Genomic DNA, 20,112 nt, shown 5'->3' with positions numbered 1-20,112 from the left:
GCCGGGCGTCCTGGCGCCCGGTCGCCGGCCATGGTGGGCCCGAACGATCGGGACCAGGGAGGCCGTCGCCCCACGGAACCGTGGAGAGGGCGCGCGAGGTCGACCGCGCGAGGCGGTCGCCAGTCGACCAGTGTACGCCCCTGTCCCGCCGCCGGGCCGCCGGGTGCGCGAACCCGCCCGGCGGGTCAGCCGGCGGGGTCAGCGCGGCGGGTCAGCCGGCCGCCAGGGCGGCGGCGAGGAAGAGGGCCAGCCCGACGGTCAGGTAGGCGGTCGGCGGGCGCAGCCAGCCCCGCGCGCCGTCGGCCATCGCCAGTCCGCCGGTGCGCAGCCCGTACAGGCCGCCGGCGAAGATCGGCAGCCCGACGACCAGGAACGTGCCCACGACCACGTGCGACGTGGAGACCGGATCGCCGGTCAGGCCGTGCAGCAGCACCCGCAGCGCCGGGAGTTCGAAGACCAGGACCAGCAGGCCGAGCAGCGCCGCCAGCGCCGGGCGCCGGGTCCGGTAGACGCCGTCGGAGGGCGCGCCCGCCGGCCGGTACGCGCCGTCCGGGCCCGCCGTCACGTCCGGCCGGGGCAGCACCGGGGGCATCGGGCCGGTCGGCATCTCCAGCGGGTTCGCCGGCTCACCGGGCCGGTTCGCCCCGATGATCGGGTACCCGGCCAGCGGGGCGGGCCGGTCGGCGGGGCCACCGGCGAGCGGGCCGGCCCCGGTGGTGGCGAGCCGATCGGCGTGCTCCGACGCGCCACCGGTCAGCGGCCCCGCTCCCGTCGTGGCGAGCCGGTCCGCGGTCAGCGGGCCGGCGCCACTCGTGGAGAGCGGGTCCGGCCCGGCCTCCCGGGCGGCGCGGCGGCCGGGGCGATCCCCGGGCAGCTCGCCGGAGACCTCCGGGTCGTCCCGTTCGGCCCGCCGTGCGCGGGTCGGGCGGTATCCGTCCGACTCGGGGCGGCCGTCACCGAACGGGTCGACGGCGCCGAAGCGTCCGGTCCCGTCGTAACGGCCGGCGTCGGCGTAGCGACCCTCCTCGGCGACGCGCTGGTCCGGGGTACGGAACTGCTCGTCGCGCGGGCGTGCCTCGCCGCCGCCACGCCAGTCCTGCTCGTCGTACCCGCGTTCGCGGCCGGCGGGGTACCAGCGCGACTCCTGGTCTTCGGGGTAGCTCCGTCGTGCGTCCACGTCCGGCACGGTATGCGACCGTCCCCCGTGCCGCCATTCGCCCCCTGCGCCCTCGTCCGCCCGGTCAGTGGTGATCGGCCGTCAGCGCGTCCAGCTCGGCGGTGAGCAGGGCGCGCAGCTCCCGGTGGCGGGGCCCGAGCGCGTGCGCCGGGTCGCGCCACACCTCGACCGGGTACGCGGTGGCCGGGCCCCGGCGCAGCTCGGCCGGCTCCCAGTCGTAGCGGGGGCGCACGTGGGCGTGCAGGAAGGCGTCGAGGTTGCCGAGGATCTCGTAGTTGACCCGGCGGAAGGCCGGGTCGCGGCGCGCGCAGACCCGGTGGACCGCCTCGCCCAGCAGATCCAGGTCGGCGAGGAAGGCCAGCCGGCGCTCCCGGGGCAGGTCGGCCAGCCGGTCGGCGGCCGGATCGTCGCTGATCAGGACGCAGTAGCCGGGCAGGAACTGGACGTCGCCGAGCACCGCGAACCCGGCGGTGAGGCGCCGCAGCACGGTCGGGTTCTCGCCACGCAGCGCCGCCCCGACCCGGTCGTCCCGCCAGTCGCCCGTCATGCCGGCCAGGCTAGAGCGCGTGCCGGATTCCCGGCCGACCCACGGCGGGCGCGGCGCGCTCGTCAGCTTCGACGTCAACCACCGCGTGCCGCAGTCCTGGCCGACCTGCGGCAGGCCGCACGCCGGCACCTCCGGGGGACGGTACGCGTAGCACACCGAGGGCATGATCGGGTTGCTGTCCACAGGCCGCCCCGCCGTCCACAGCCGGCACGATCGTCGCGGCGCCGTCCGTCTCCGCCACCGCACCCTCGACGCCATGACGAAGCGGAACCAGGCGGTCGGCGCGTACGGCGAGCGGTGCGCCCTGCGCCACCTCATCGGGGCGGGGCTGCGTCCGGTCGCCCGCAACTGGCGCTGCCCGGACGGCGAGATCGACATCATCGCCTGGGACGGTGCGGTGCTCGCCTTCTGCGAGGTGAAGACCCGGCGCACCGGCGACTACGGCACCCCGGCGGAGGCGGTCGTGCCGCGCAAGGCCCGGCGGCTTCGGGGTCTCGCCGCCCGGTGGCTGGCCGAATCCGGGGTCGACGCCGACGAGGTCCGCTTCGACGTGCTGGCCGTTCGGCTGCCCGCGGCGGGCCCCGCGCTGGTCGAGCATCTCAAGGGCGCGTTCTGATGGGCGGGGCGGTGATCCGCCGGGCGACGGGCCGTCGCGCCGACGGGGTGGCGGGGCGGTTCACGGGCCGAACCTGGTCCGGGGTGGCGGCGCGCGTAACGGGCCGGGCCCGGTCCGGGATGGCGGGGTGGTCCACGGGCTGGACCGGGTCCGGGGCGGTGGGGCTGGGCGAGGGCCGGAGCGGGTCCGGGGTGGCCCGGTGAGCTACGCGAAGGTGCTCTGCGTCGGGCTGGTCGGCGTCACCGGCCACCTCGTCGAGGTGGAGGCCGACCTGGCGCCCGGCCTGCCGGCGGTGGTCATCTCCGGGCTGCCCGACACCGCCCTGCACGAGGCGCGGGACCGGGTACGGGCGGCGATCGTCAACTCCGGGCAGCGCTGGCCCAACCGGCGGATCACCCTCAACCTGCTGCCCGCGACCATGCCCAAGTACGGCTCCGCGTTCGACCTGGCCATCGCGACCGCCGTGCTCGGCGGCTCCGGAGAGCTTCCCCTCGCCCCGCTCGACGGCGTGGTGATCCTCGGCGAGCTGGGCCTGGACGGGGCCGTCCGGCCGGTGCGCGGGGTGCTGCCGATGGTCGCGGCGGCGGCACGGGCCGGGCGGGACCGGATCGTCGTCCCGGTGGGCAACGCCGCCGAGGCGGCGGTCATCCCGGGCATCCGGGTACGCGCGGTGGACACACTGCACCGCCTGGTCGCGTACGTCAGAGACGGCAGCCCGCTGCTGGACCCGCCCGCCGACCCGCCGGCACCCGACCCGGACGGGCCGGACCTGGCCGACGTGGCCGGGCAGGGGCTGGGCCGGCGGGCGCTGGAGGTGGCCGCCGCCGGCGGGCACCACCTGGCGCTGCTGGGGCCGCCCGGCGCGGGCAAGACCATGCTGGCCGAGCGACTGCCGTCGATCCTGCCCGAGCTGGACGACGACGCGGCGCTGGAGGTCACCGCGCTGCACTCGATCGCCGGGCTGCTCCCGCCGGGCGGGCGCCTGCTGCGCCGCCCGCCGTTCCAGGCACCGCACCACACCGCGACGGTGCCGTCGCTGGTCGGTGGCGGGTCGGGGCTGGCCCGACCGGGCGCGGTGTCGCTGGCCCACCGGGGCGTGCTCTTCCTCGACGAGGCCCCCGAGTTCAGCAAGGGCGCGCTCGAGGCGCTGCGCCAGCCCCTGGAGCACGGCCGCATCCAACTCGCCCGCAGCGGGGGCGGGACGGAGTACCCGGCCCGGACCCAGCTGGTGCTGGCGGCCAACCCGTGCCCGTGCGCCAAGCCCGCCGGTGACGCGTACTGCGAGTGCAGCCCGCTGGCCCGGCGGCGCTACCTCGGGCGGCTCTCCGGGCCGCTGCTGGACCGGATCGACGTACAGGTGAAGCTGCTGCCGGTGCGGGCGGCGGAGCTGATGGAGGCGGCCCGGGCGGGCGAGTCGTCGGCCGGCGTCGCGGCCCGGGTCTCGCTCGCCCGGCGGGCGGCGGCCGCCCGGTGGGCCCCGGTCGGCCGCAAGCTCAACGCCGAGATCCCCGGCCCGCACCTGCGCCGGCCGCCCTGGCGGCTGCCGGTGCGCGACACCGCAGAACTGCGCGGCCGGCTCGACTCCGGCGCGATCTCCGCCCGCGGCTTCGACCGGATCATCCGCCTGGCCTGGACGATCGCCGACCTGGACGGCCGGGACCGGCCGGGGCGCGAGGACGTGCTGGAGGCCATCCAACTCAGGACGGGGGAAGGGACATGAGCACCCGAGACGAGCGCCGGCTGGCCCGAGTGGCGCTGACCTGGCTCACCGAGCCGGGCACCTGGTCGGTGTACCGGCTGGTGCAGCAGCTCGGCCCGGTGGCCACGCTGGACCTGCTGCTCGACGGCGGTGCTCCGGAGCGGCGGCTGCGCGACGTGGTGGCCGCCCGCAGCGGGGCGGGCGACGCGCGGTCGGCCGCCGTGGAGGCGCTCGCCCGTACCGAGCGGGTGGGCGCCCGGCTGCTGACCCCGGAGGACGACGAGTGGCCGGCCCGGCTCGACGACCTGAGTCGACTGGTCCTTCCCGGGGCCAGCCGGCGGGTCGACCTGGAGACCGCCCCGCCGCTCTGCTTCTGGGTACGCGGCGGCTGGCCGCTCGGCGAGACGCTGGACCGCTCCGTCGCGGTGGTCGGCGCGCGAGCCGCCACCGGGTACGGCGTGCACGTCGCCACCGAGATCGGGTACGGGCTGGCCGAGCGGGACTGGGCGGTGGTCTCCGGCGGCGCGTTCGGCATCGACGCGGCGGCGCACCGGGGCGCGTTGACCGCCGGTGGGGTGACGGTCGCCGTGCTCGCCTGCGGGGTCGACCGCCCCTATCCGATGGGCAACGCGGCGCTGTTCGACCGGATCGCCGACACCGGTCTGCTGGTGAGCGAGTGGATGCCCGGGGCCGATCCGCTGCGGCCACGATGTGTTGACCGGACTACCCTGCTGTAGTTCTGCCCCACTCTTTCGGTATACGCAGCGTATCCATTGACATGATCCCGAAGTTGCTTACCCAGAGATACCCATCTTTGGCCTGGGGAGGCAACCCGCGTGGATCTACCGGAACGCCCGGAACGGGACATCGCGGCCATCAAGTTGCCCGAGTGGGGGCGGGTCGGGCCAGCCGTCGCGCCGGTGCCGTTCACCGTGTATGACGACGCCGGCGAGCCCGTCGAGCCGATCCACCGGTTCCTGCGTGACTTCGTTGCCCGCGGCAACCGTCCCGGCTCGGTGCGCAGCTACGCCTATACGTTGCTGCGGTGGTGGCGGTTCCTGCGGGCCGTTGACGTGCCGTGGGAGCGGGCTACGTCGACCGAGACCAAGGACCTCGTGCTGTGGCTGCAGCACACTGAGAAGCCCGTCGCGAAGCGCCGCAAGGCCTCAGCATCCACGGCCGGTACGGTCAACCCGATCACTCGCAAGGAGTACCAGAGCGACCAGTACAAGCCCCGAACTGTCCGACACTCCAACGCGGTGCTGCGCGCCTTCTATGAATATTGGATCGAGGAAGGGCAAGGTCCGCTGCGCAATCCGGTCCCTCGTGACCGGCGCGGGAGCAGGCCGAACGCACACCATAACCCCCTCGAACCGTTCCGGCCGGAGGGGCGGCTGCGCTACAACCCCAAGGTCCCCAAGCGCAAGCCCCGGGCCATGCCCGACGACGCCTGGCTCGACCTGTTCAAGGCGATGGACTCGCACCGCGACCGTGCCATCCTCACCCTGGCGGTCAGCACCGCGGCCCGCGCTAACGAGCTTCTCGGTGTGCGAGTCTGCGACGTCGACTGGGGTGACCAGCTCATTCGGGTGGCACGTAAGGGCTCCGGCGCGGAACAGTGGTTGCCGGCCAGTCCTGAGGCCTTCGTCTGGTTGCGCCTCTACCTGGTGGAACTACGCCGGCTGCGCCCTGAGCAGCCGCTGTGGTGGACATTGCGGCGCCAACGAGTCGAGGGCCGACTGCAACGTGTCCCCCTGGAGTACGACGCACTGAGAGCCGTTCTGCTTCGCGCTAACAAGCTGCTGGGCGCAAACTGGTCGATGCACGACCTGCGACACACGTGTGCCCTGCGCATGGCCCGCGACGAGAACCTATCGCTGCGCGACGTTCAGACCCTGCTGGGTCATGCCCACCTGACCACCACCCAGATCTATCTGGAAGACGACCAGGACGAGGTGATCAAGCGCGTAAGGCAACACCACGCCGAGCAGGAACGCCGGGCCGCCGGGCCGCCGCAGCCTGCCATCGGGCCCGGCTACGACCCCGGCGACATGTCGGTTCTGTTCGGAGCAGGGGGCCTGCAATGACGCTCACCGCCCTGGCCAAGAGGCCACCGCGTTGGCGGCAGCTGACCGTTGCCGACAACCTGGTCCCACAAGAACACCCCCTGGGCCGGCTAGACCGGCGCGACATCAACGTGGTCCTCGACGCGCTGCCGCGGCTACCGTCATGGCCTGCCGGCGGCCACGAGCGCCTCACCTGGCTGCGAGGTGCTCGCCTGATCCTGGAGTGGCTGCAGACCTTCCCGGGAGACGGCTGGCAAGCGCGGTGGCTCGCCGCGGACGTCCATGACCGGTCTTGGCGCGAGCAGGTCGCCGAGGCCAGGGATGCCACCGATGCGGCTTCCGACGAGCAGTTGCAGTGCGGAATGCGAGGCCTGCTCCTGCTGAGAGTCCTGCGGCCCAGCTACGCCTTCCTACACCGCTACAAGGCATACGCCCTGTTCGACCAACTGCGGCAGACCGTCAGCCCGGACCTGTTCGCGCGGGCAGCCGCCGAAGCGACGAGGCTCGGCATGATCGGACGACAGGAGAACCAGCCGCTTGTCGCGCTGACCAAGATCGTCTTGCACACCGGCAAGGACCTCGAACAGCTCGAACCCGAGGACTTCTTCGTGGCCCGAGCATGGAGTGTTCGCGCCATCGGCCGTCAACTGCCCGGCCTGCACGCCGCCTGGGAGCTGGCGCGCGGCGTCGGGATCATCAAGGAAGACAAGACGCTGCGCGCTGCTATCCGTGTCGGGCAGCGACCGACCGCCGAGCTGGTCGACGCGTTCGAGCTGCGATGCAAACCGGTCCGTGATCTGCTGGTCCGCTACTGCGAAGAACGGCGACCGGCAATGGACTACGGCTCCTTCAGAGGGCTTGTCGGGCACCTGGTCGGCGCCTTCTGGCATGACATCGAACAGCATCATCCTGATGCCGACTCGATCAACCTGCCACCGGACATCGCCCCAGCCTGGAAGGAGCGCACCAAGTTCGTCACCGACCCTCGCTATCCGGGACGAGAGCGCCGCGACAGGCTGGGGTTGCTGGTTCGAGTTCGGGCGTTCTACCTCGACATCCAGGAGTGGGCTCTGGAGGACCCGTCTTGGGCGCCGTTCGCCGCACCCAGCCCGGTCCGCAAGGCTGACACCGACGGGCAAGGCAAGGCGCGCAAAAAGGCCACAGCGGCTATGCACCAGCGCGTCCGGGAGCGCCTTCCACAGTTGCCGCTGCTGATCCATGCAGCCGAACGCAACCGCGCCCACCACCAGGCGATTCTGGAGGCGGCGAAGGGCACCGCGCTCGGTGAGACGTTCATTCACGACGGTGTGAGCTATCAGCGCAGCGCACCCAAGACCGCCACGCATCGCAGCCACCGGCAGCGCGGCCCGGAACACATCTGGGCCGTCCACCTCGAGACCGGCGACCTGCTCAACCTCACGATCATCGAGAACTCCGCGTTCTGGGGCTGGTCGATCGTTGAGACGCTGCGGCACACCGGCGTCCGACTCGAAGAGTTGCTGGAGATCACCCATCTGGCGTTGACGTCCTACAAGCTGCGCGACACCAACGAGATCGTCCCGCTGCTGCAGATCGTCCCCTCGAAGTCCAACAGCGAGCGGCTACTGCTGGTCAGCCCGGAACTCGCCAGTGTCCTTGCCACGATCATCAAGCGGATTCGCGACCCGGAGACAGGCCAGATCCCGCTGGTCGCCCGCTACGACCCGCACGAGCGCACGACCGGCCCGATGCTGCCGCACCTGTTTCAGCACATCCTCGGCTGGCGCCGCGAGGTGATCAGCCAGAAGTTGGTCCAGAACCATCTCGCTGACATTCTCAAGCTGGCCGGCCTCACCGACGCCGCAGGCAAGCCGCTGCGCTACACACCGCACGACTTCCGGCGCATCTTCGCCACCGAGGCGGTCTCCGGCGGCCTGCCCGTCCACATCGCCGCACGTCTACTTGGTCACGAAAACCTCAACACCACGCAGGCCTACCTCGCGGTCTTCCAGGACGACCTCGTCCAGGCCTACCGCGCATTCCTCGCCGAGCGGCGGGCCATGCGCCCCACGACCGAGTACCGCGAGCCCACCGACGCCGAGTGGGAGGAGTTCCAGGAACACTTCCTGCTGCGCAAGCTCGAACTCGGCACCTGCGGCCGGCCCTACGGAACCCCCTGCAACCACGAGCACGCCTGCATCCGCTGCCCCATGCTGCGCGTCGACCCAGCGCAGCGACCCCGCCTCGAAGAGATTGCCACCAACCTGCAGGAGCGCCTCGACGAGGCACAGGCCAACGGATGGCTCGGCGAGGTCCAAGGCCTGCAGGTGTCGCTGGAGGCAGCCCGCGGCAAGCTGGCTAACCTCGACCGCCGGGCGACCCCCGCAACGACGGTGGACCTGGGCCTTCCAGTAATCCGCGGCCGATGAGCCGCCCTTGCTCAGCCGGACGCCGGACCGTTTGGCGCCTCACTGCGGAGGTGGCTTCCCTTGAACCGTCAGTTGATCGATCTATCAAGGCCAGTACGTTGCCGGAAGGGCTGGTCCAGCGGTGAGGTGATCACTATGACGCAGCGGCTGTCGCTGCGATGGCCGCACACATGCGGTCCGGACGGTCCGGAATCTGTTTCCTCAAGCGCTGAACCTCGGTGAAACCGGCTTTTGCCAGGCGGGCGGAGAACGTATCTACGGGCCAGCGGTATGCCGTGTGAACCTTGTGGTCGAACGCGGCTACGCCGTCGGCACTGTCGAAGAAGCCGATCACCAGCTTCCCGGAGGGAGCTAACATCCGGCGGAACTCGGTAAGTACACCGTCCAGCTCTGGCGGCGGCAGGTGGATGGTCGAATACCAGGAGAGGATGCCCGCCACCGAGTGGTCGGGAAGGTTCAGGTCGGTCATCGATCCGAGCCTGAACTCCGGCCCCGGAAAGTTCGTCTGCGCATGGTCGATGAACTCAGGGACCAGGTCCACGCCGGTCACGTCGGCGCCGAACGAATGCAGGTAGGCGCTCCAGTGCCCGGGGCCGCACCCGAGATCGAGCACCCTACCGTCCAAGCCGACCAGGTGGTCCCGGACGAGGGCCGCGTCGTCCACGTCAGCCTGCGAGTCACCCTTGAACAAGGCGATGTATTGCTCAGACATGTATGAGTAGGCGTCACGGACCGACTGGTTCACCACGGCGAGACTCTAGCGTCAGGCGTCTGGTCCCCAGGCACCCCCCCGGCGAGCGGAACATCAGCACTGACAAAGCCTAGAACCCGAACCGCGAGCAATAACTCTCCGTCATCCCGGGTCCCATCAATCGATGATCTTAGTGGTTCGGAAAAGGTTCCTGATCCGCAACCGGGTCATCGCCGCTGCCACCCGGGGCACGGTGCTGGTCGAGGCGGCAGCCCGCAGCGGCGCGACGCAGACGCTGAACCGGGCGCTCGCGATGGGCCGCCCCGCCATGATCGTGCCGGGACCGGTGACCTCGGCGATGTCGGTCGGCGCGCACGAGTTGCTGCGGGAGCACTCGTCGGCACGGTTGGTGACCGGGGTGGCGCACGTGTTGGAGGAGGTGGGCCGGATCGGCTACGACCTGGCGCCACCGGCACGCGGCCCCGACCGCCCGGCCGACCTGCTCGACGACGAGGCCACGCTGGTGCTGGAGTCACTGCCCCGGCGTGGAGTGCTCGGCGTCGACGCGCTCGCCGCCCGCGCCGGGGTGGACCTGCGTACGGCGATGCGCAAGCTCAGCCTGCTGGAGGAGTTGGCGATGGTGATCCGCCGGGACGGCGGGTACGCCCTGACACCGCCCGCGAAGCCGGCCGCCGCCCCGGCCGCTCCGCCGGGCGGAGCGCCGGGATGAGGCCCGGCCGGACGGCCGCCCACCGGGCGGGCCGAAGCCGGTCGGTTGCGGCGGGGCTGCGGGACGGCAACCGTAGCCCGGTCGGTTGCGGCGAGGCGGCTAGGCCGCAAGGCGGCGAGGCGGCGAGGCGGCGAGGCGGCGAGGCGGCCAGGCCAGCTTCGGCTCAGTCCGCCTCGAAGCGGATCTCCAGGTCGCGCTCGTGTGCGCACCGCCGCACCAGCGCCGCCACCCGGCTGAGCTGGGCGACCTCGGCCGGGTTGCGGGCCACCTCGACCAGGCCGCCCAGCTCGGCGAGCAGGTCTGCGGCCCGGTCCGCGCCGACCACCAGTTCACCGAGCGGGTCGATCCGGTCCAGGGTGGGGGTGCGTCCACCGCCCCGGCCCCGCTTCACCAGGTCGAGCAGGAGGTCGTCGGGGTCTGCCACCACCTGCGCCGCGACCGGGGACGGCCGGCGACCGTGGCCGCGCACCAACCGGTAGAGGACGACGTCCAGGCCCATGAGAGTCCCCCTCCTCCCGTCGACGGCACGCTCCAGCATCGCGACGCCGGAGCGAGATCACCGTCCCTGCCCCCAGTCTCCCCGCCCGCGCCGGCCCAGGCCAGGGTCGATCCCGTACGACAGGACGCCGTGGCGGCCGGTGCCCCCACGCCGGCTGCCGACGCGGGCGGGGTCCCCACCCACCCGGTTCCCCGACGCCCCGGGCCCGGTGTCCTGCCGGGGCGGGCCGGCGCGCCTAGGCTGAGCGGATGCGAGGCGGGAGTCACACGCCGGGGCGCGGCCCGACCGTCCGGTCACCGAGGCCGTGGGGCGGGCGATGACGGCCGGCGGACGGGACACCCGTGCCCGGCACGCGGCACTGCCACCGGCGATGCGGGAGGCGGTGGACGACTTCGCCGACCACCTGGCCCGGGTACGCAGTCGTTCCGCGCACACCGTCCGGGCGTACGTCGCCGACGTCGTCTCGCTCCTCGACCACGCCGTACGGTCGGGGTGCGCCGGGCCGGCCGAGGTCGACCTGTCGGTCGTCCGGAGCTGGCTGGCGAAGCAGCGCACCATGGGGGCGGCCCGGACGTCGCTGGCCCGCCGAGCGGCGGCGGCCCGCACCTTCAGCGCCTGGGCGCACCGCAACGGCCTGTTCGCCACGGACGTGGCCGCCGCGCTGGCCAGTCCCCGGGCGCACCGGGAGCTGCCCACCGTGCTCCGCGCCGACCAGGCCGCCGCCCTGGTCGAGGCTCCGACCCGAGCGGTGAGACCCGCGGCGGGGGCCTCGGCCCCTGCGGTCGAGTCCCTGGCCCCGGCAGCGGAGGCCCAGGCTCCAGCGGCGGAGGCCCCAGGCCGAGCTGCGGGCGCCCAGGCCGCAGCGACGGACGCCCCAGGCCGAGCTGCGGGCGCCCGAGCCGCCACGGCCGGCGCCCGAGCCACCACGGCCGAGACCCGAGCCGCAGCGGCCGAGGGGACACCGACGTCGTCCACCACAGCCGTCCCGCCGTCGGTGCCGCCCAACAGCCCGGCACCGGGCGACGAGCCCGGTCCGTCGCCTGTGGACGGCACCGACGAGGCGGTACGGCTGCGCGACCGGGTCCTGCTCGAACTGCTCTACGGCACCGGGGTACGGGTCGGCGAGGCGTGCGGGTTGGACGTCGCCGACGTCGACCACGGCCGGCGGGTGGTGCGCGTCCTCGGCAAGGGCGGCCGGGAGCGGTCCGTGCCGTACGGGGTGCCGGCGCAGCGGGCGATCGACGACTGGCTGCGCCATGGCCGGCCCGCCCTGGCGGGATCGGACTCCGGCGGCGCGCTGCTGCTCGGCGCGAAGGGCGGGCGGCTGAACCCGACCACCGCGCGCCGTATCGTCCGGGGCTACGTCGACGACCTCGGGCTGCCCCGGGTCAGCCCGCACGGGCTGCGCCACTCGGCGGCGACGCATCTGCTGGAGGGCGGGGCGGACCTGCGGGCCGTACAGGAGCTGCTGGGGCACTCGTCGCTGGGCAGCACCCAGATCTACACCCATGTCTCGGTGGAACGGCTGCGGGCGGCGTACCGCCAGGCCCACCCCCGCGCCTGACACCGAGCCCCGTGAACCGATGAGGGTTGATCCGTCGGCGGATACGATCACGGGGTGACCGTCGCCCGGCCGCCCGAGCCGATCCCCGGGGCCCGACTGCTCTTCTCGCTCGACCCGGCGGTCAGCTACCTCAACCACGGCGCGTTCGGCGCGGTGCCGGTGAACGTGCAGCGCACCCAGCAGCGGCTCCGCGACGAGATGGAGGCCAACCCGCTGCGCTTCTTCACCCAGGGGCTGGTCGACCGGATCACGCACACCCGGCGACACCTGGCCGCCTTCCTCGGCGCCGACCCGGACGGCACCGCGCTGATCGGCAACGCCACCACCGGCGCGGCGGTGGTGCTCCAGTCGATCGGTCTGCGCCCCGGCGACGAGGTGCTCACCACCGACCACGGGTACGGCGCGGTCGACTTCTCCATCGCCCGCGAGTGCCACCGCACCGGGGCGGTCACCCGGGCGTTGCGGGTACCGCTGGCCGCGACCGACGAGGAGATCGTGCAGATCGTGCGGGACGGCCTGCGGCCCGGCCGGACCCGGCTGCTCGTGGTCGACCAGCTCACCTCGCCCACCGCGCGGCTCTTCCCGGTCGCGGCCATCGTCGGCGTGGCCCGGGAGCGGGGCGTGCCGGTGCTGGTGGACGGGGCCCACGCGCCCGGCATGCTGCCGGTCGACGTGACCGCCGTCGGCGCCGACTTCTGGGTGGGCAACCTGCACAAGTGGGGGTACGCCCCCCGGGGCACCGCCGTGCTGGTGGTCGCGCCGCCGTGGCGGGAGCGGATCGAGCCGCTGGTGGTCTCCTGGGAGCAGGGCGCCGGCTTCCCGGGCAACGTGGAGTGGCAGGGCACCCTCGACTACACGAGTTGGCTGAGCGCGCCGGCCGGGCTGTTCACCCTGCGCAGTCTCGGGCTCGACCGGGTCCGCGCGCACAACGCCGAGCTGGCCGCGTACGGGCAGCGGGTGCTCGGGGAGGCGCTCGGGGTCGCGCCGGCCGATCTGCCGGACCCGGGCGGGCCGGCGGTCGCCATGCGGCTCGTCCCGCTGCCGCCGGGGGTCGCCACCACCCTCGACGCCGCCCGCGACCTGCGGGCCCGCATCGCCGAACGGCTCGCCGCCGAGGTGTCGGTGGCCGGCTGGAACGGTCGGGGCTGGCTACGGCTCTGCGGACAGGTCTACAACTCCCCCGACGAGTACGAGCGGCTGGCGGTCCGACTGCCGGGGCTGCTCGACCGGGGCTGATCCGGCGCGCTCACCTCGGTGCCCGCACCGGCAGGCCGACCCCACGCGTCGCTGGGCGACGCCGGCCCACGGGTCCGGGCTGACCGTGGGTGGGGCGGGCGCGGCGGGCCCACCGACGCCGGGGCCACCGGACGACGGGGTGAGGATGGGCACCGGCGCGACGAGGCCACCGGTGCCGGGACCGGCCGGCGAGGGCGTGGCGGAGCCGTGGGCGACCGGCAGCAGCCGGACCCGGCCGAGCCCCAGCAGCGCCAGTGGGTCGAGGTACTCCGGGCCGCGCCGCAGCCCCCAGTGCAGGCAGCCCGCCGCCGGGCAGGCCGGATGCCCGCTCAGCAGCACGCCCAGCGGCGCGCCAGCCGGGACCCGGTCGCCGGGGCGTACGTCGGGACGGACCGGCTCGTAGGTGGTGCGCAGGCCGGCCGCGTGGCCCACGGTGACCACCGGCCGGCCGGCGACCATCCCGGCGAAGAGCACCGTGCCGGGACCGGCGGCGCGCACGGTGGCCCCGGGAGCGGCGGCCAGGTCCACCCCGCGGTGGCCGGGCAGCCACGGCTGCGGCGGCGGGTCGAAGCGCCGCACCGGGCGGGGTGTGCCGTCGAGCGGCCACCGGAACTGCGGGAGCCCCGCGCCGGCCGGTGACCCGGTCGTGGCCGTGACCCCGGGCAGGCTGACGGCCGACGCGACCCCGGGTGTCGCTGCCCCGGCGGCCCGGGCCGCCGTCTGGGTCGTCGCCACGGGCGCTTCGCCGCCGGCCAGGGCCGGGGTGCCGATCGTCCCGAGGACCAGCAGGGACGCCCACCACACCGTCGTCCGCCACAGCTGTCGTCGCATGCCGTCAGCATGCCGGCGAGCGCGCGTCCCCGACACGGACAAGCCGTCCGCTGTGGACGACGACAGCGCCTGTGGACGACCCCCAGGGCGGCCGTCGACCTGCTATGGGCACCGGATGACGGTCACCGGAGGCGGGTCGGGGCGCCGGTGACGGACTAGGCTGCTGGACGCGGGTGTCGAGGGCAGGACCGGGAGGCCGTCATGACCACGGTGGGCGAGGTGAGCCACCCCTCCCGGGTGGCCGACCCGGACGAGGCGATCAGCGCCGAGGAACTCCAGCTCGCGGCGCGCAACCACGGCATCCCGCTGGAGGCGCTGCGCTACGACGTGACCCCGGCCGGCCTGCACTACCTGCTCATCCACTACGACATCCCGGACGTCGACCCGGTGGCGCACACGCTGACCGTGGACGGCGCCGTCGCGCGTCCGCTCACCCTCGACCTGGCGGCGCTGCGGGAGCGGCCGAGGGTGACCCACCGGGTGACGTTGGAGTGCGCGGGCAACGGGCGGGCGCTGCTGCACCCGCGTCCGGTGAGCCAGCCCTGGCTGGTGGAGGCGGTCGGCAACGCGGAGTGGACGGGCACCCCACTGGCGCCGCTGCTGCGCGAGGCCGGCATCGCCAAGGAGGCGGTGGACGTGGTCTTCACCGGCGCGGACCACGGCGTCGAGCGCGGTGTCGAGCAGGACTACCAGCGCGCCCTGCCGGTCGCCGACGCGCTGCGCGAGGAGGTGCTGCTGGCGTACGAGATGAACGGCGCTCCGCTGCTGCCGCAGCACGGCGCGCCACTGCGGCTGATCGTGCCCGGCTGGTACGGCATGGCGCACGTGAAGTGGCTGCGCGGCATCACCGTGTCGACCGAGGAGTTCACCGGTTACCAGAACGCGGTGGCCTACCGGCTGCGCCGCGACGCCGACGACCCGGGCGAGCCGGTGACCCGGATCGAGCCCCGGGCGCTGGTCCGCCCGCCGGGTTTCCCGGACTTCATGTCGCGTACCCGGGTGCTGCGCCCCGGACCGTGCACCGTGGACGGTCGGGCCTGGTCCGGGCACGCGCCGGTCACCTCGGTGGAGGTGACCACCGACGGCGGGGCGAACTGGGCACCGGCCATCCTGGACCCTGCCTCCGGCGGCGACTGGTCGTGGCGGCGCTGGCGGTTCGACTGGTCGCCCGAGCCGGGCCGGTACGTCCTGGGGGCGCGGGCCGCCGACGCGTCGGGGCGGGTCCAGCCGGTCGAGCAGCCGTGGAACCGGGGTGGCTTCGCCAACAACCTGGTGCAGCGGGTGGAGGTCGCGGTCGTCGCGGAGTGACCGGGCCGGTCACCGGCGGGTGGGGGACGCCGGTGGCGCGGGTGGGGCGAGGGTCAGCCGCCGAAGCCGGAGTCGGCGGGGAGGGAGATGTCGGGCTTCTCCAGCTCCTCGACGTTGACGTCCTTGAACGTCATTACCCGGACATTCTTGACGAATCGGGCAGGGCGGTACATGTCCCACACCCAGGCGTCGTGCATCTCGACCTCGAAGTAGACCTCGCCGTCGGAGTTGCGCACGTGCAGGTCCACCTGGTTGGCGAGGTAGAAACGGCGCTCCGTCTCCACCACGTAGGAGAACTGGCGGACAATGTCGCGGTACTCCCGGTAGAGCTGCAGCTCCATCTCGGTCTCGTACTTCTCGAGATCTTCCGCGCTCATCGCACTCCGCCTTCCATGACCACATCTTCCCCCACCGGCGCGAGAGGCCGAGGCTGCTCGCCCAACGCCACGCCGACGGTACCCCCTGACGCCCCCGAGCGCTCCATCGGCTCGGGTGCGGGCCGGCCGACCGGCCGCCGGGCGCGGGGCGGGGCCCCGTCCCGGCCGGAGACGGCGGCCACGTTGACGTACGAGAAGCGGTGCTCGACGCACGGACCGAGCCCGCGCAGCGCCTCGGTGTGCTCCGCCGTGATGTACCCCTTGTGCTCGGCGAAGCCGTAGCCCGGGTACCGCCCGTCCAGCTCCACCATGATCCGGTCCCGGGTGACCTTGGCGAGCACGCTGGCCGCCGCCACGCACGCCGCCACCCGGTCGCCCTTCCACACCGCGAGGCCCGGGACGTCCAGGCCGTCCACCCCGAAGCCGTCGGTCAGCACGTACTCCGGGCGGGTGGCCAGCGAGGCGAGCGCCCGGCGCATGGCGGCCAGGTTGCACACGTGCAGGCCCCGCGCGTCGACCTCCTCGGCCGGGATGACCACCACCGCGTACGCCAGCGCCCGGGCGACGACCTCGTCGTAGACCCGCTCCCTGCTCGCCGCGGTGAGCAGCTTGGAGTCGGCCAGCCCCTCGATCTCGCCCCGCCGCCCCTCGGGCAGGATCGCGGCGGCGGCGACCAGCGGACCGGCGCACGCGCCCCGGCCGGCCTCGTCGGCCCCGGCGACGTGCCGGAAGCCGCGCCGTTGCAGGGCCCGCTCCAGCGCGTAGAGCCCGCCGTCGCGGCGTACCACGGTGCGCGGGGGCGTCAGCACGGCGCACCTCCGCGCAGGGCGTCGGCGGACGGCGCCGCGGCGAGGGCCCGGGTCAGCAGCGCGGGCAGGTCGGCCGGGTAGTACCGCTCGTCGGTGGCGAGCAGCTCGTCGGCCGTCCACCACCGGTGGTCGAAGACGCTGGCCCGCTCGATCGCGTCGAAGCCCGCCGTGTCCACCTCCCAGGACGCCACCCGGACCAGGAAGAACTCCTGCTCCTGGCGGAACCAGACCCCGTCGAAGGGGAACTCGACCGTCTCCGACCCGACCGGGTCGCCCAGTTCGGCCGGGTCGAGCCGCAGCCCGGTCTCCTCGGCCAGCTCGCGGGCCGCCCCCTCGGCCGGGCTCTCCCCCTCCTCGAGCCCGCCGCCGGGGGTGAACCAGTACCGGTGGTCGGGGCGGGCCGGGTCCCGGCCGCTGAAGAGCAGCGTCCGGCCGCCCGCGTCGACGAGCAGCACCCGGGCCGCGCGACGAGGGGTGTAGACGGTCACGGGCCCAGCCTGCCAGACACCGGGGACCGTCGGCCACGCCCGGGGTGGGCTCGTGACCGCTACGGGTTCGGGATCGCCTCGAACGGCTTCGGCACGCTCAGCCAGGTGGCCCGGCTCACCGGCCAGAACACCGTGAACGCACGGCCGACCACCTGCTCCTCGGGGATGGTCGCCTCGGTGATGTCCTGGCCGGACTGCTGCCAGTGCTCCAGCGAGTCGCCGGAGGCGGAGCGGTGGTCGCCCATCACCCAGAGCCGCCCCTGCGGGACCCGGATGTCGAACTCCTGGTCGGCGGGCTTGTCCTGCTCCCCGTCGACGGAGTAGATGTACGGCTCGTCGAGCTGCTTGCCGTTGATCACGAGCTTGCCGGCGTCGCAGCAGACCACGTGGTCGCCGCCGACGCCGATGACCCGCTTGATGAAGTCCTCACCGTCGGCGTTGCCGCTCCACGTGGTCGGCGCCTTGAAGACCACCACCTCGCCGCGCTCGGGCGAGCGGAAGTCGTAGACCAGCTTGTTGACCAGCACCCGATCGTCGATCTGGAGGGTGTTCTCCATCGACGGTGAGGGGATGAAGAAGGTCTGCAGCACGAAGGCGCGGACCAGCACCGCCACCAGGATCGCGACACCCAGCAGGATGGGCAGCTCCTTCCAGAAGGAGCTGCGGGGCTTGTCGGTCTGCTCGTCAATCACGGGTGGAGCCTACGTCGCCGGGCACCGAGGGATCGTCCGGAACGCGCGAGAACAGACATCAGCCCCGTCATCGGGAGGACGAGGGCGACACCGCCCACCGGGGTCGGCTCGACCGGCGCCGGCGGGTCGGCCGGCGCCGCCGCCGGGCGGGAGATCGTGTCGAAGGTCGACGGCACCGGCAGCGACGTCCACCGTTGCGACGGCCAGACCACCATGAACGCCCGACCCACCACGTTGTCGATGGGCACCGGGCCCTGGCAGCGGGCGTCCTGGGAGACCAGCCGGTGGTCGCCCATCACGAAGATCTGGCCGGGTGGGACCACGACCTCCTCGAAGCGCCGCGACCGGCACTCGCGCGGGTTGGGCGGCACGTCCAGCGGCGAGTTGCGGATCACGTACGGCTCGTCGAGCGGGATGCCGTTGACCAGCACCCGCCCCTGGTCGTCGCAGCACTTCACCCGGTCGCCCGGGACGCCGATGACCCGCTTGATGAAGTCCTTCTCGCCGGGGCGGCTGACCCCGACCAGGTCGCCCAGGGTACGGCCGAGCTTGCCGGCGAAGCCCGGTGGCGGGCCGGGCGTCTCCTGCGCCACCCACCGGTCGGTGCCGCGGAACACGACCACCTCGCCGCGCACCGGGTCACGGACGTCGTAGACGACCTTGTTGACCAGCACCCGGTCGCCGATGAGGAGGGTGTCCTCCATGGAGCCCGACGGGATGAAGAAGGCCTGGAGCAGGAAGGTGCGGATCAGCACGGCCAGGCAGAACGCCACGACCAGCAGCAGCGGCAGTTCCTGCCAGAGCGGCATCTGCCGGCGGGTGCGCCGGGTGCGCCGACGCCAGGGATCGACCGTGCCGTCCGAGTCAAGCACCTGCACCACGCCACTCCCCGGTCCGCAGAAACGACACTACCGCCCGGGGGCCTCGTCGAGGCCCCACGGGCGGTAGTGGACATTCGCATGCCGTGACCACCGTCGCGGCGTCGTTGCCCTCCTGCGCCCGTACGACCAGGGTAATGCGATCCGGTCGATACGACATGTGCGCAGTTCAGGCGGCGCGGCGAGCGGGAGTCAGCTGGCCGGCTGCTTCTCGCGCAGCTCCTTGATCTTGGCCTTCTTGCCGCGCAGCTCACGCAGGTAGTAGAGCTTGGCGCGACGGACGTCACCGCGGGTCACGATCTCGATCCGGTCGATGGCCGGGCTGTTGAGCGGGTAGGTCCGCTCCACACCCACGCCGAAGCTGACCTTGCGGACCGAGAAGGTCTCGCGTAGACCGTCACCCTGGCGGCGGATGACGACGCCCTGGAAGATCTGGACACGGGACCGGTTGCCCTCGACGACCCGCGCGTGCACCTTCACGGTGTCACCGGCACGGAAGTCGGGGAGGTCGACCCGCTTCGACTGGGCGTCAAGAGCGTCCAGGATGTTCATCGCTGTGTCCTCGTGAGGCTCACGGCGCACCGTCACTCGATGCGCGGATGGGTGATTCTGACCCCCGGACGGCAGCCGGCGACGCCGACCCCGGTCGAGGGTCCTCGCAGCCGCCCACGGCGCGGGCGGATGCGGCAACCCCCCTACTTTGCCACATCCCCCGGCGGCAGTTGAAATCCGGCCCGGTCCAACGTCGCGACGTCCCGTTTGTCCAGGCCCTCCTGGGGCAGCGCGGCGATCATGTCGGGCCGCCGGTCCGCCGTGCGGGTCAGCGCCTCGTCCCGCCGCCACCGGGCGATCCGGCCGTGGTCGCCGGAGCGGAGCACCTCCGGCACCTCCAGCCCGCGCCAGGTCGCCGGCTTGGTGTACATCGGCGCTTCCAGCAGCCCGTGGGCGTGCGACTCCTCGTCCAGCGAGCCGGCGTTGCCGAGCACCCCGGGCAGCAGCCGGGTGACCGCCTCCAGGATCACCAGCACCGCCACCTCACCGCCGAAGAGCACGTAGTCGCCGAGGGAGACCTCGGTCACCCGCATCCGCTGCGCGGCGTGGTCGAGCACCCGCTGGTCGATGCCCTCGTACCGGCCGCAGGCGAAGAGCAGGTGCGACTCGGCGGCCAGCTCGTGCGCCATCGCCTGGGTGAACGGGACGCCGGCCGGGGAGGGCACCAGCAGCCGGGGCAGGGTGTGCCCGTCCGGGCTGAGTTCGTCCGGGGCCAGGGCGTCCAGGGCCTCACCCCAGGGCTCCGGACGCATCACCATGCCCGGCCCGCCGCCGTAGGGCGTGTCGTCGACCGTGCGGTGCACGTCGTGGGTCCAGGTCCGCAGATCGTGTACGGCCAGCCGGAGCGTCCCGTTCGCCCGGGCCTTGCCGATCAGCGACAGGTCCAGCGGGGCGAAGTACTCCGGGAAGATCGACACGACGTCGACGCGCATGCGGTGGCTTTC

At 73.4% G+C, this 20,112-nt stretch carries 19 protein-coding genes and 3 pseudogenes; 10 read left to right on the top strand and 12 right to left on the bottom strand.

All coding sequences use genetic code 11. The features are described 5' to 3' along the window. Window positions 1-211: 211 nt before the first annotated feature. A pseudogene (locus tag GA0070614_RS22970) lies at window positions 212-1,214 on the bottom strand (hypothetical protein). Window positions 1,215-1,241: 27 nt separating this feature from the next. Next, window positions 1,242-1,724 carry a diadenosine tetraphosphate hydrolase gene (locus GA0070614_RS22965; protein ID WP_088979600.1) on the bottom strand — a complete coding sequence of 161 codons (483 nt, stop codon included), beginning with the start codon at window positions 1,722-1,724 and terminating at the stop codon, window positions 1,242-1,244. A gap of 19 nt (window positions 1,725-1,743) precedes the next feature. Between GA0070614_RS22965 and GA0070614_RS31455 the strand changes: the two genes are divergently transcribed. The 6 genes and pseudogenes from GA0070614_RS31455 (at window position 1,744) to GA0070614_RS22935 (ending at window position 8,513) form a co-directional block, all read left to right on the top strand. Then, complete coding sequence (locus tag GA0070614_RS31455; protein ID WP_269459452.1) at window positions 1,744-1,875, top strand: hypothetical protein; 132 nt, start codon at window positions 1,744-1,746, stop codon at window positions 1,873-1,875. A 105-nt stretch (window positions 1,876-1,980) separates the two neighbouring features. After that, window positions 1,981-2,340: a YraN family protein gene (locus tag GA0070614_RS22960; RefSeq protein WP_088977903.1), complete on the top strand. Its 360-nt coding sequence runs from the start codon at window positions 1,981-1,983 to the stop codon at window positions 2,338-2,340. A gap of 199 nt (window positions 2,341-2,539) precedes the next feature. Beyond that, on the top strand, window positions 2,540-4,060 hold the full coding sequence (locus tag GA0070614_RS22950; protein WP_088977901.1) for a YifB family Mg chelatase-like AAA ATPase: 1,521 nt from the start codon (window positions 2,540-2,542) through the stop codon (window positions 4,058-4,060). Then, window positions 4,057-4,773, top strand: a pseudogene (locus tag GA0070614_RS22945) (DNA-processing protein DprA); the annotation flags it as partial. The gene GA0070614_RS22950 and the pseudogene GA0070614_RS22945, both read left to right, overlap by 4 nt. A 102-nt stretch (window positions 4,774-4,875) precedes the next feature. Beyond that, on the top strand, window positions 4,876-6,126 hold the full coding sequence (locus GA0070614_RS22940; protein ID WP_197701349.1) for a tyrosine-type recombinase/integrase: 1,251 nt from the start codon (window positions 4,876-4,878) through the stop codon (window positions 6,124-6,126). Next, a complete protein-coding gene (locus GA0070614_RS22935) occupies window positions 6,123-8,513 on the top strand; it encodes a tyrosine-type recombinase/integrase (RefSeq protein WP_088977898.1) in 2,391 nt (796 codons plus the stop codon). Before GA0070614_RS22940 ends, GA0070614_RS22935 begins: the two co-directional genes overlap by 4 nt. Before the next feature lie 133 nt (window positions 8,514-8,646). Here GA0070614_RS22935 and GA0070614_RS22930 read toward each other — a convergent pair whose 3' ends face one another. After that, the gene (locus GA0070614_RS22930; protein WP_225946204.1) at window positions 8,647-9,225 is read right to left on the bottom strand and encodes a class I SAM-dependent methyltransferase; all 579 of its coding nucleotides are present in this window, start codon (window positions 9,223-9,225) and stop codon (window positions 8,647-8,649) included. Between the two features lie 175 nt (window positions 9,226-9,400). Here GA0070614_RS22930 and GA0070614_RS22925 point away from each other — a divergent pair. Further along, window positions 9,401-9,934: pseudogene (locus GA0070614_RS22925) on the top strand (DNA-processing protein DprA); the annotation flags it as partial. Window positions 9,935-10,097: 163 nt separating this feature from the next. Here the strand turns inward: GA0070614_RS22925 and GA0070614_RS22920 are convergent. Next, window positions 10,098-10,433 (bottom strand): hypothetical protein, encoded by a 336-nt coding sequence (locus GA0070614_RS22920; protein WP_088977897.1) that lies wholly within the window; start codon window positions 10,431-10,433, stop codon window positions 10,098-10,100. Between the two features lie 316 nt (window positions 10,434-10,749). On the opposite strand from GA0070614_RS22920, the gene GA0070614_RS22915 reads away from it, so the two are divergent. Together GA0070614_RS22915 and GA0070614_RS22910 are read left to right on the top strand one after the other, a co-directional pair. Then, a complete protein-coding gene (locus GA0070614_RS22915) occupies window positions 10,750-11,997 on the top strand; it encodes a tyrosine-type recombinase/integrase (protein ID WP_088977896.1) in 1,248 nt (415 codons plus the stop codon). Between the two features lie 54 nt (window positions 11,998-12,051). Then, window positions 12,052-13,233: an aminotransferase class V-fold PLP-dependent enzyme gene (locus GA0070614_RS22910; protein ID WP_088977895.1), complete on the top strand. Its 1,182-nt coding sequence runs from the start codon at window positions 12,052-12,054 to the stop codon at window positions 13,231-13,233. On the opposite strand, the gene GA0070614_RS22905 is transcribed toward GA0070614_RS22910, so the two are convergent. Beyond that, the gene (locus tag GA0070614_RS22905) at window positions 13,147-14,064 is read right to left on the bottom strand and encodes a murein hydrolase activator EnvC family protein (protein WP_408630703.1); all 918 of its coding nucleotides are present in this window, start codon (window positions 14,062-14,064) and stop codon (window positions 13,147-13,149) included. The two genes, GA0070614_RS22910 and GA0070614_RS22905, sit on opposite strands and share 87 nt — an antisense overlap. Window positions 14,065-14,265: 201 nt before the next feature. Between GA0070614_RS22905 and GA0070614_RS22900 the strand changes: the two genes are divergently transcribed. Then, window positions 14,266-15,372: a sulfite oxidase gene (locus GA0070614_RS22900; protein ID WP_088977894.1), complete on the top strand. Its 1,107-nt coding sequence runs from the start codon at window positions 14,266-14,268 to the stop codon at window positions 15,370-15,372. Window positions 15,373-15,425: 53 nt separating this feature from the next. Here GA0070614_RS22900 and GA0070614_RS22895 read toward each other — a convergent pair whose 3' ends face one another. The 7 genes from GA0070614_RS22895 to trmD form a co-directional block, all read right to left on the bottom strand. Then, on the bottom strand, window positions 15,426-15,749 hold the full coding sequence (locus GA0070614_RS22895; protein WP_007075222.1) for a DUF2469 domain-containing protein: 324 nt from the start codon (window positions 15,747-15,749) through the stop codon (window positions 15,426-15,428). Beyond that, a complete protein-coding gene (locus tag GA0070614_RS22890; RefSeq protein WP_088977893.1) occupies window positions 15,746-16,558 on the bottom strand; it encodes a ribonuclease HII in 813 nt (270 codons plus the stop codon). The genes GA0070614_RS22895 and GA0070614_RS22890 overlap by 4 nt, the downstream gene beginning before the upstream one ends. Next, entirely contained in the window at window positions 16,552-17,046 is a 495-nt protein-coding gene (locus GA0070614_RS22885; RefSeq protein WP_088977892.1) for an NUDIX hydrolase, read from the bottom strand. Before GA0070614_RS22885 ends, GA0070614_RS22890 begins: the two co-directional genes overlap by 7 nt. Before the next feature lie 59 nt (window positions 17,047-17,105). Then, window positions 17,106-17,738 carry a signal peptidase I gene (gene lepB, locus GA0070614_RS22880; RefSeq protein WP_088977891.1) on the bottom strand — a complete coding sequence of 211 codons (633 nt, stop codon included), beginning with the start codon at window positions 17,736-17,738 and terminating at the stop codon, window positions 17,106-17,108. Then, a complete protein-coding gene (lepB, locus tag GA0070614_RS22875; protein ID WP_157745069.1) occupies window positions 17,735-18,619 on the bottom strand; it encodes a signal peptidase I in 885 nt (294 codons plus the stop codon). Before lepB (GA0070614_RS22875) ends, lepB (GA0070614_RS22880) begins: the two co-directional genes overlap by 4 nt. A 189-nt stretch (window positions 18,620-18,808) precedes the next feature. Beyond that, complete coding sequence (gene rplS / locus GA0070614_RS22870) at window positions 18,809-19,168, bottom strand: 50S ribosomal protein L19 (protein ID WP_088977890.1); 360 nt, start codon at window positions 19,166-19,168, stop codon at window positions 18,809-18,811. A 143-nt stretch (window positions 19,169-19,311) separates the two neighbouring features. Next, complete coding sequence (trmD, locus tag GA0070614_RS22865) at window positions 19,312-20,100, bottom strand: tRNA (guanosine(37)-N1)-methyltransferase TrmD (RefSeq protein WP_088977889.1); 789 nt, start codon at window positions 20,098-20,100, stop codon at window positions 19,312-19,314. Window positions 20,101-20,112 lie beyond the last annotated feature (12 nt).

This window comes from Micromonospora coxensis, assembly GCF_900090295.1.
Classification (GTDB): Bacteria; Actinomycetota; Actinomycetes; order Mycobacteriales; family Micromonosporaceae; genus Micromonospora; species Micromonospora coxensis.
Note: the sequence above shows the minus strand (reverse complement) of the source record. Positions and strands in the feature narration are given on the sequence as shown.

Excerpts from the sequence above, each read along its gene's own strand:
- GA0070614_RS22965 (WP_088979600.1), bottom strand. The coding sequence starts at position 1,724 with ATGACGGGCGACTGGCGGGACGACCGGGTCGGGGCGGCGCTGCGTGGC.
- GA0070614_RS22960 (WP_088977903.1), top strand. The coding sequence starts at position 1,981 with ATGACGAAGCGGAACCAGGCGGTCGGCGCGTACGGCGAGCGGTGCGCC.
- GA0070614_RS22935 (WP_088977898.1), top strand. The coding sequence starts at position 6,123 with ATGACGCTCACCGCCCTGGCCAAGAGGCCACCGCGTTGGCGGCAGCTG.
- GA0070614_RS22930 (WP_225946204.1), bottom strand. The coding sequence starts at position 9,225 with ATGTCTGAGCAATACATCGCCTTGTTCAAGGGTGACTCGCAGGCTGAC.
- GA0070614_RS22920 (WP_088977897.1), bottom strand. The coding sequence starts at position 10,433 with ATGGGCCTGGACGTCGTCCTCTACCGGTTGGTGCGCGGCCACGGTCGC.
- GA0070614_RS22915 (WP_088977896.1), top strand. The coding sequence starts at position 10,750 with ATGACGGCCGGCGGACGGGACACCCGTGCCCGGCACGCGGCACTGCCA.
- GA0070614_RS22905 (WP_408630703.1), bottom strand. The coding sequence starts at position 14,064 with ATGCGACGACAGCTGTGGCGGACGACGGTGTGGTGGGCGTCCCTGCTG.
- GA0070614_RS22900 (WP_088977894.1), top strand. The coding sequence starts at position 14,266 with ATGACCACGGTGGGCGAGGTGAGCCACCCCTCCCGGGTGGCCGACCCG.
- GA0070614_RS22895 (WP_007075222.1), bottom strand. The coding sequence starts at position 15,749 with ATGAGCGCGGAAGATCTCGAGAAGTACGAGACCGAGATGGAGCTGCAG.
- rplS (WP_088977890.1), bottom strand. The coding sequence starts at position 19,168 with ATGAACATCCTGGACGCTCTTGACGCCCAGTCGAAGCGGGTCGACCTC.
- trmD (WP_088977889.1), bottom strand. The coding sequence starts at position 20,100 with ATGCGCGTCGACGTCGTGTCGATCTTCCCGGAGTACTTCGCCCCGCTG.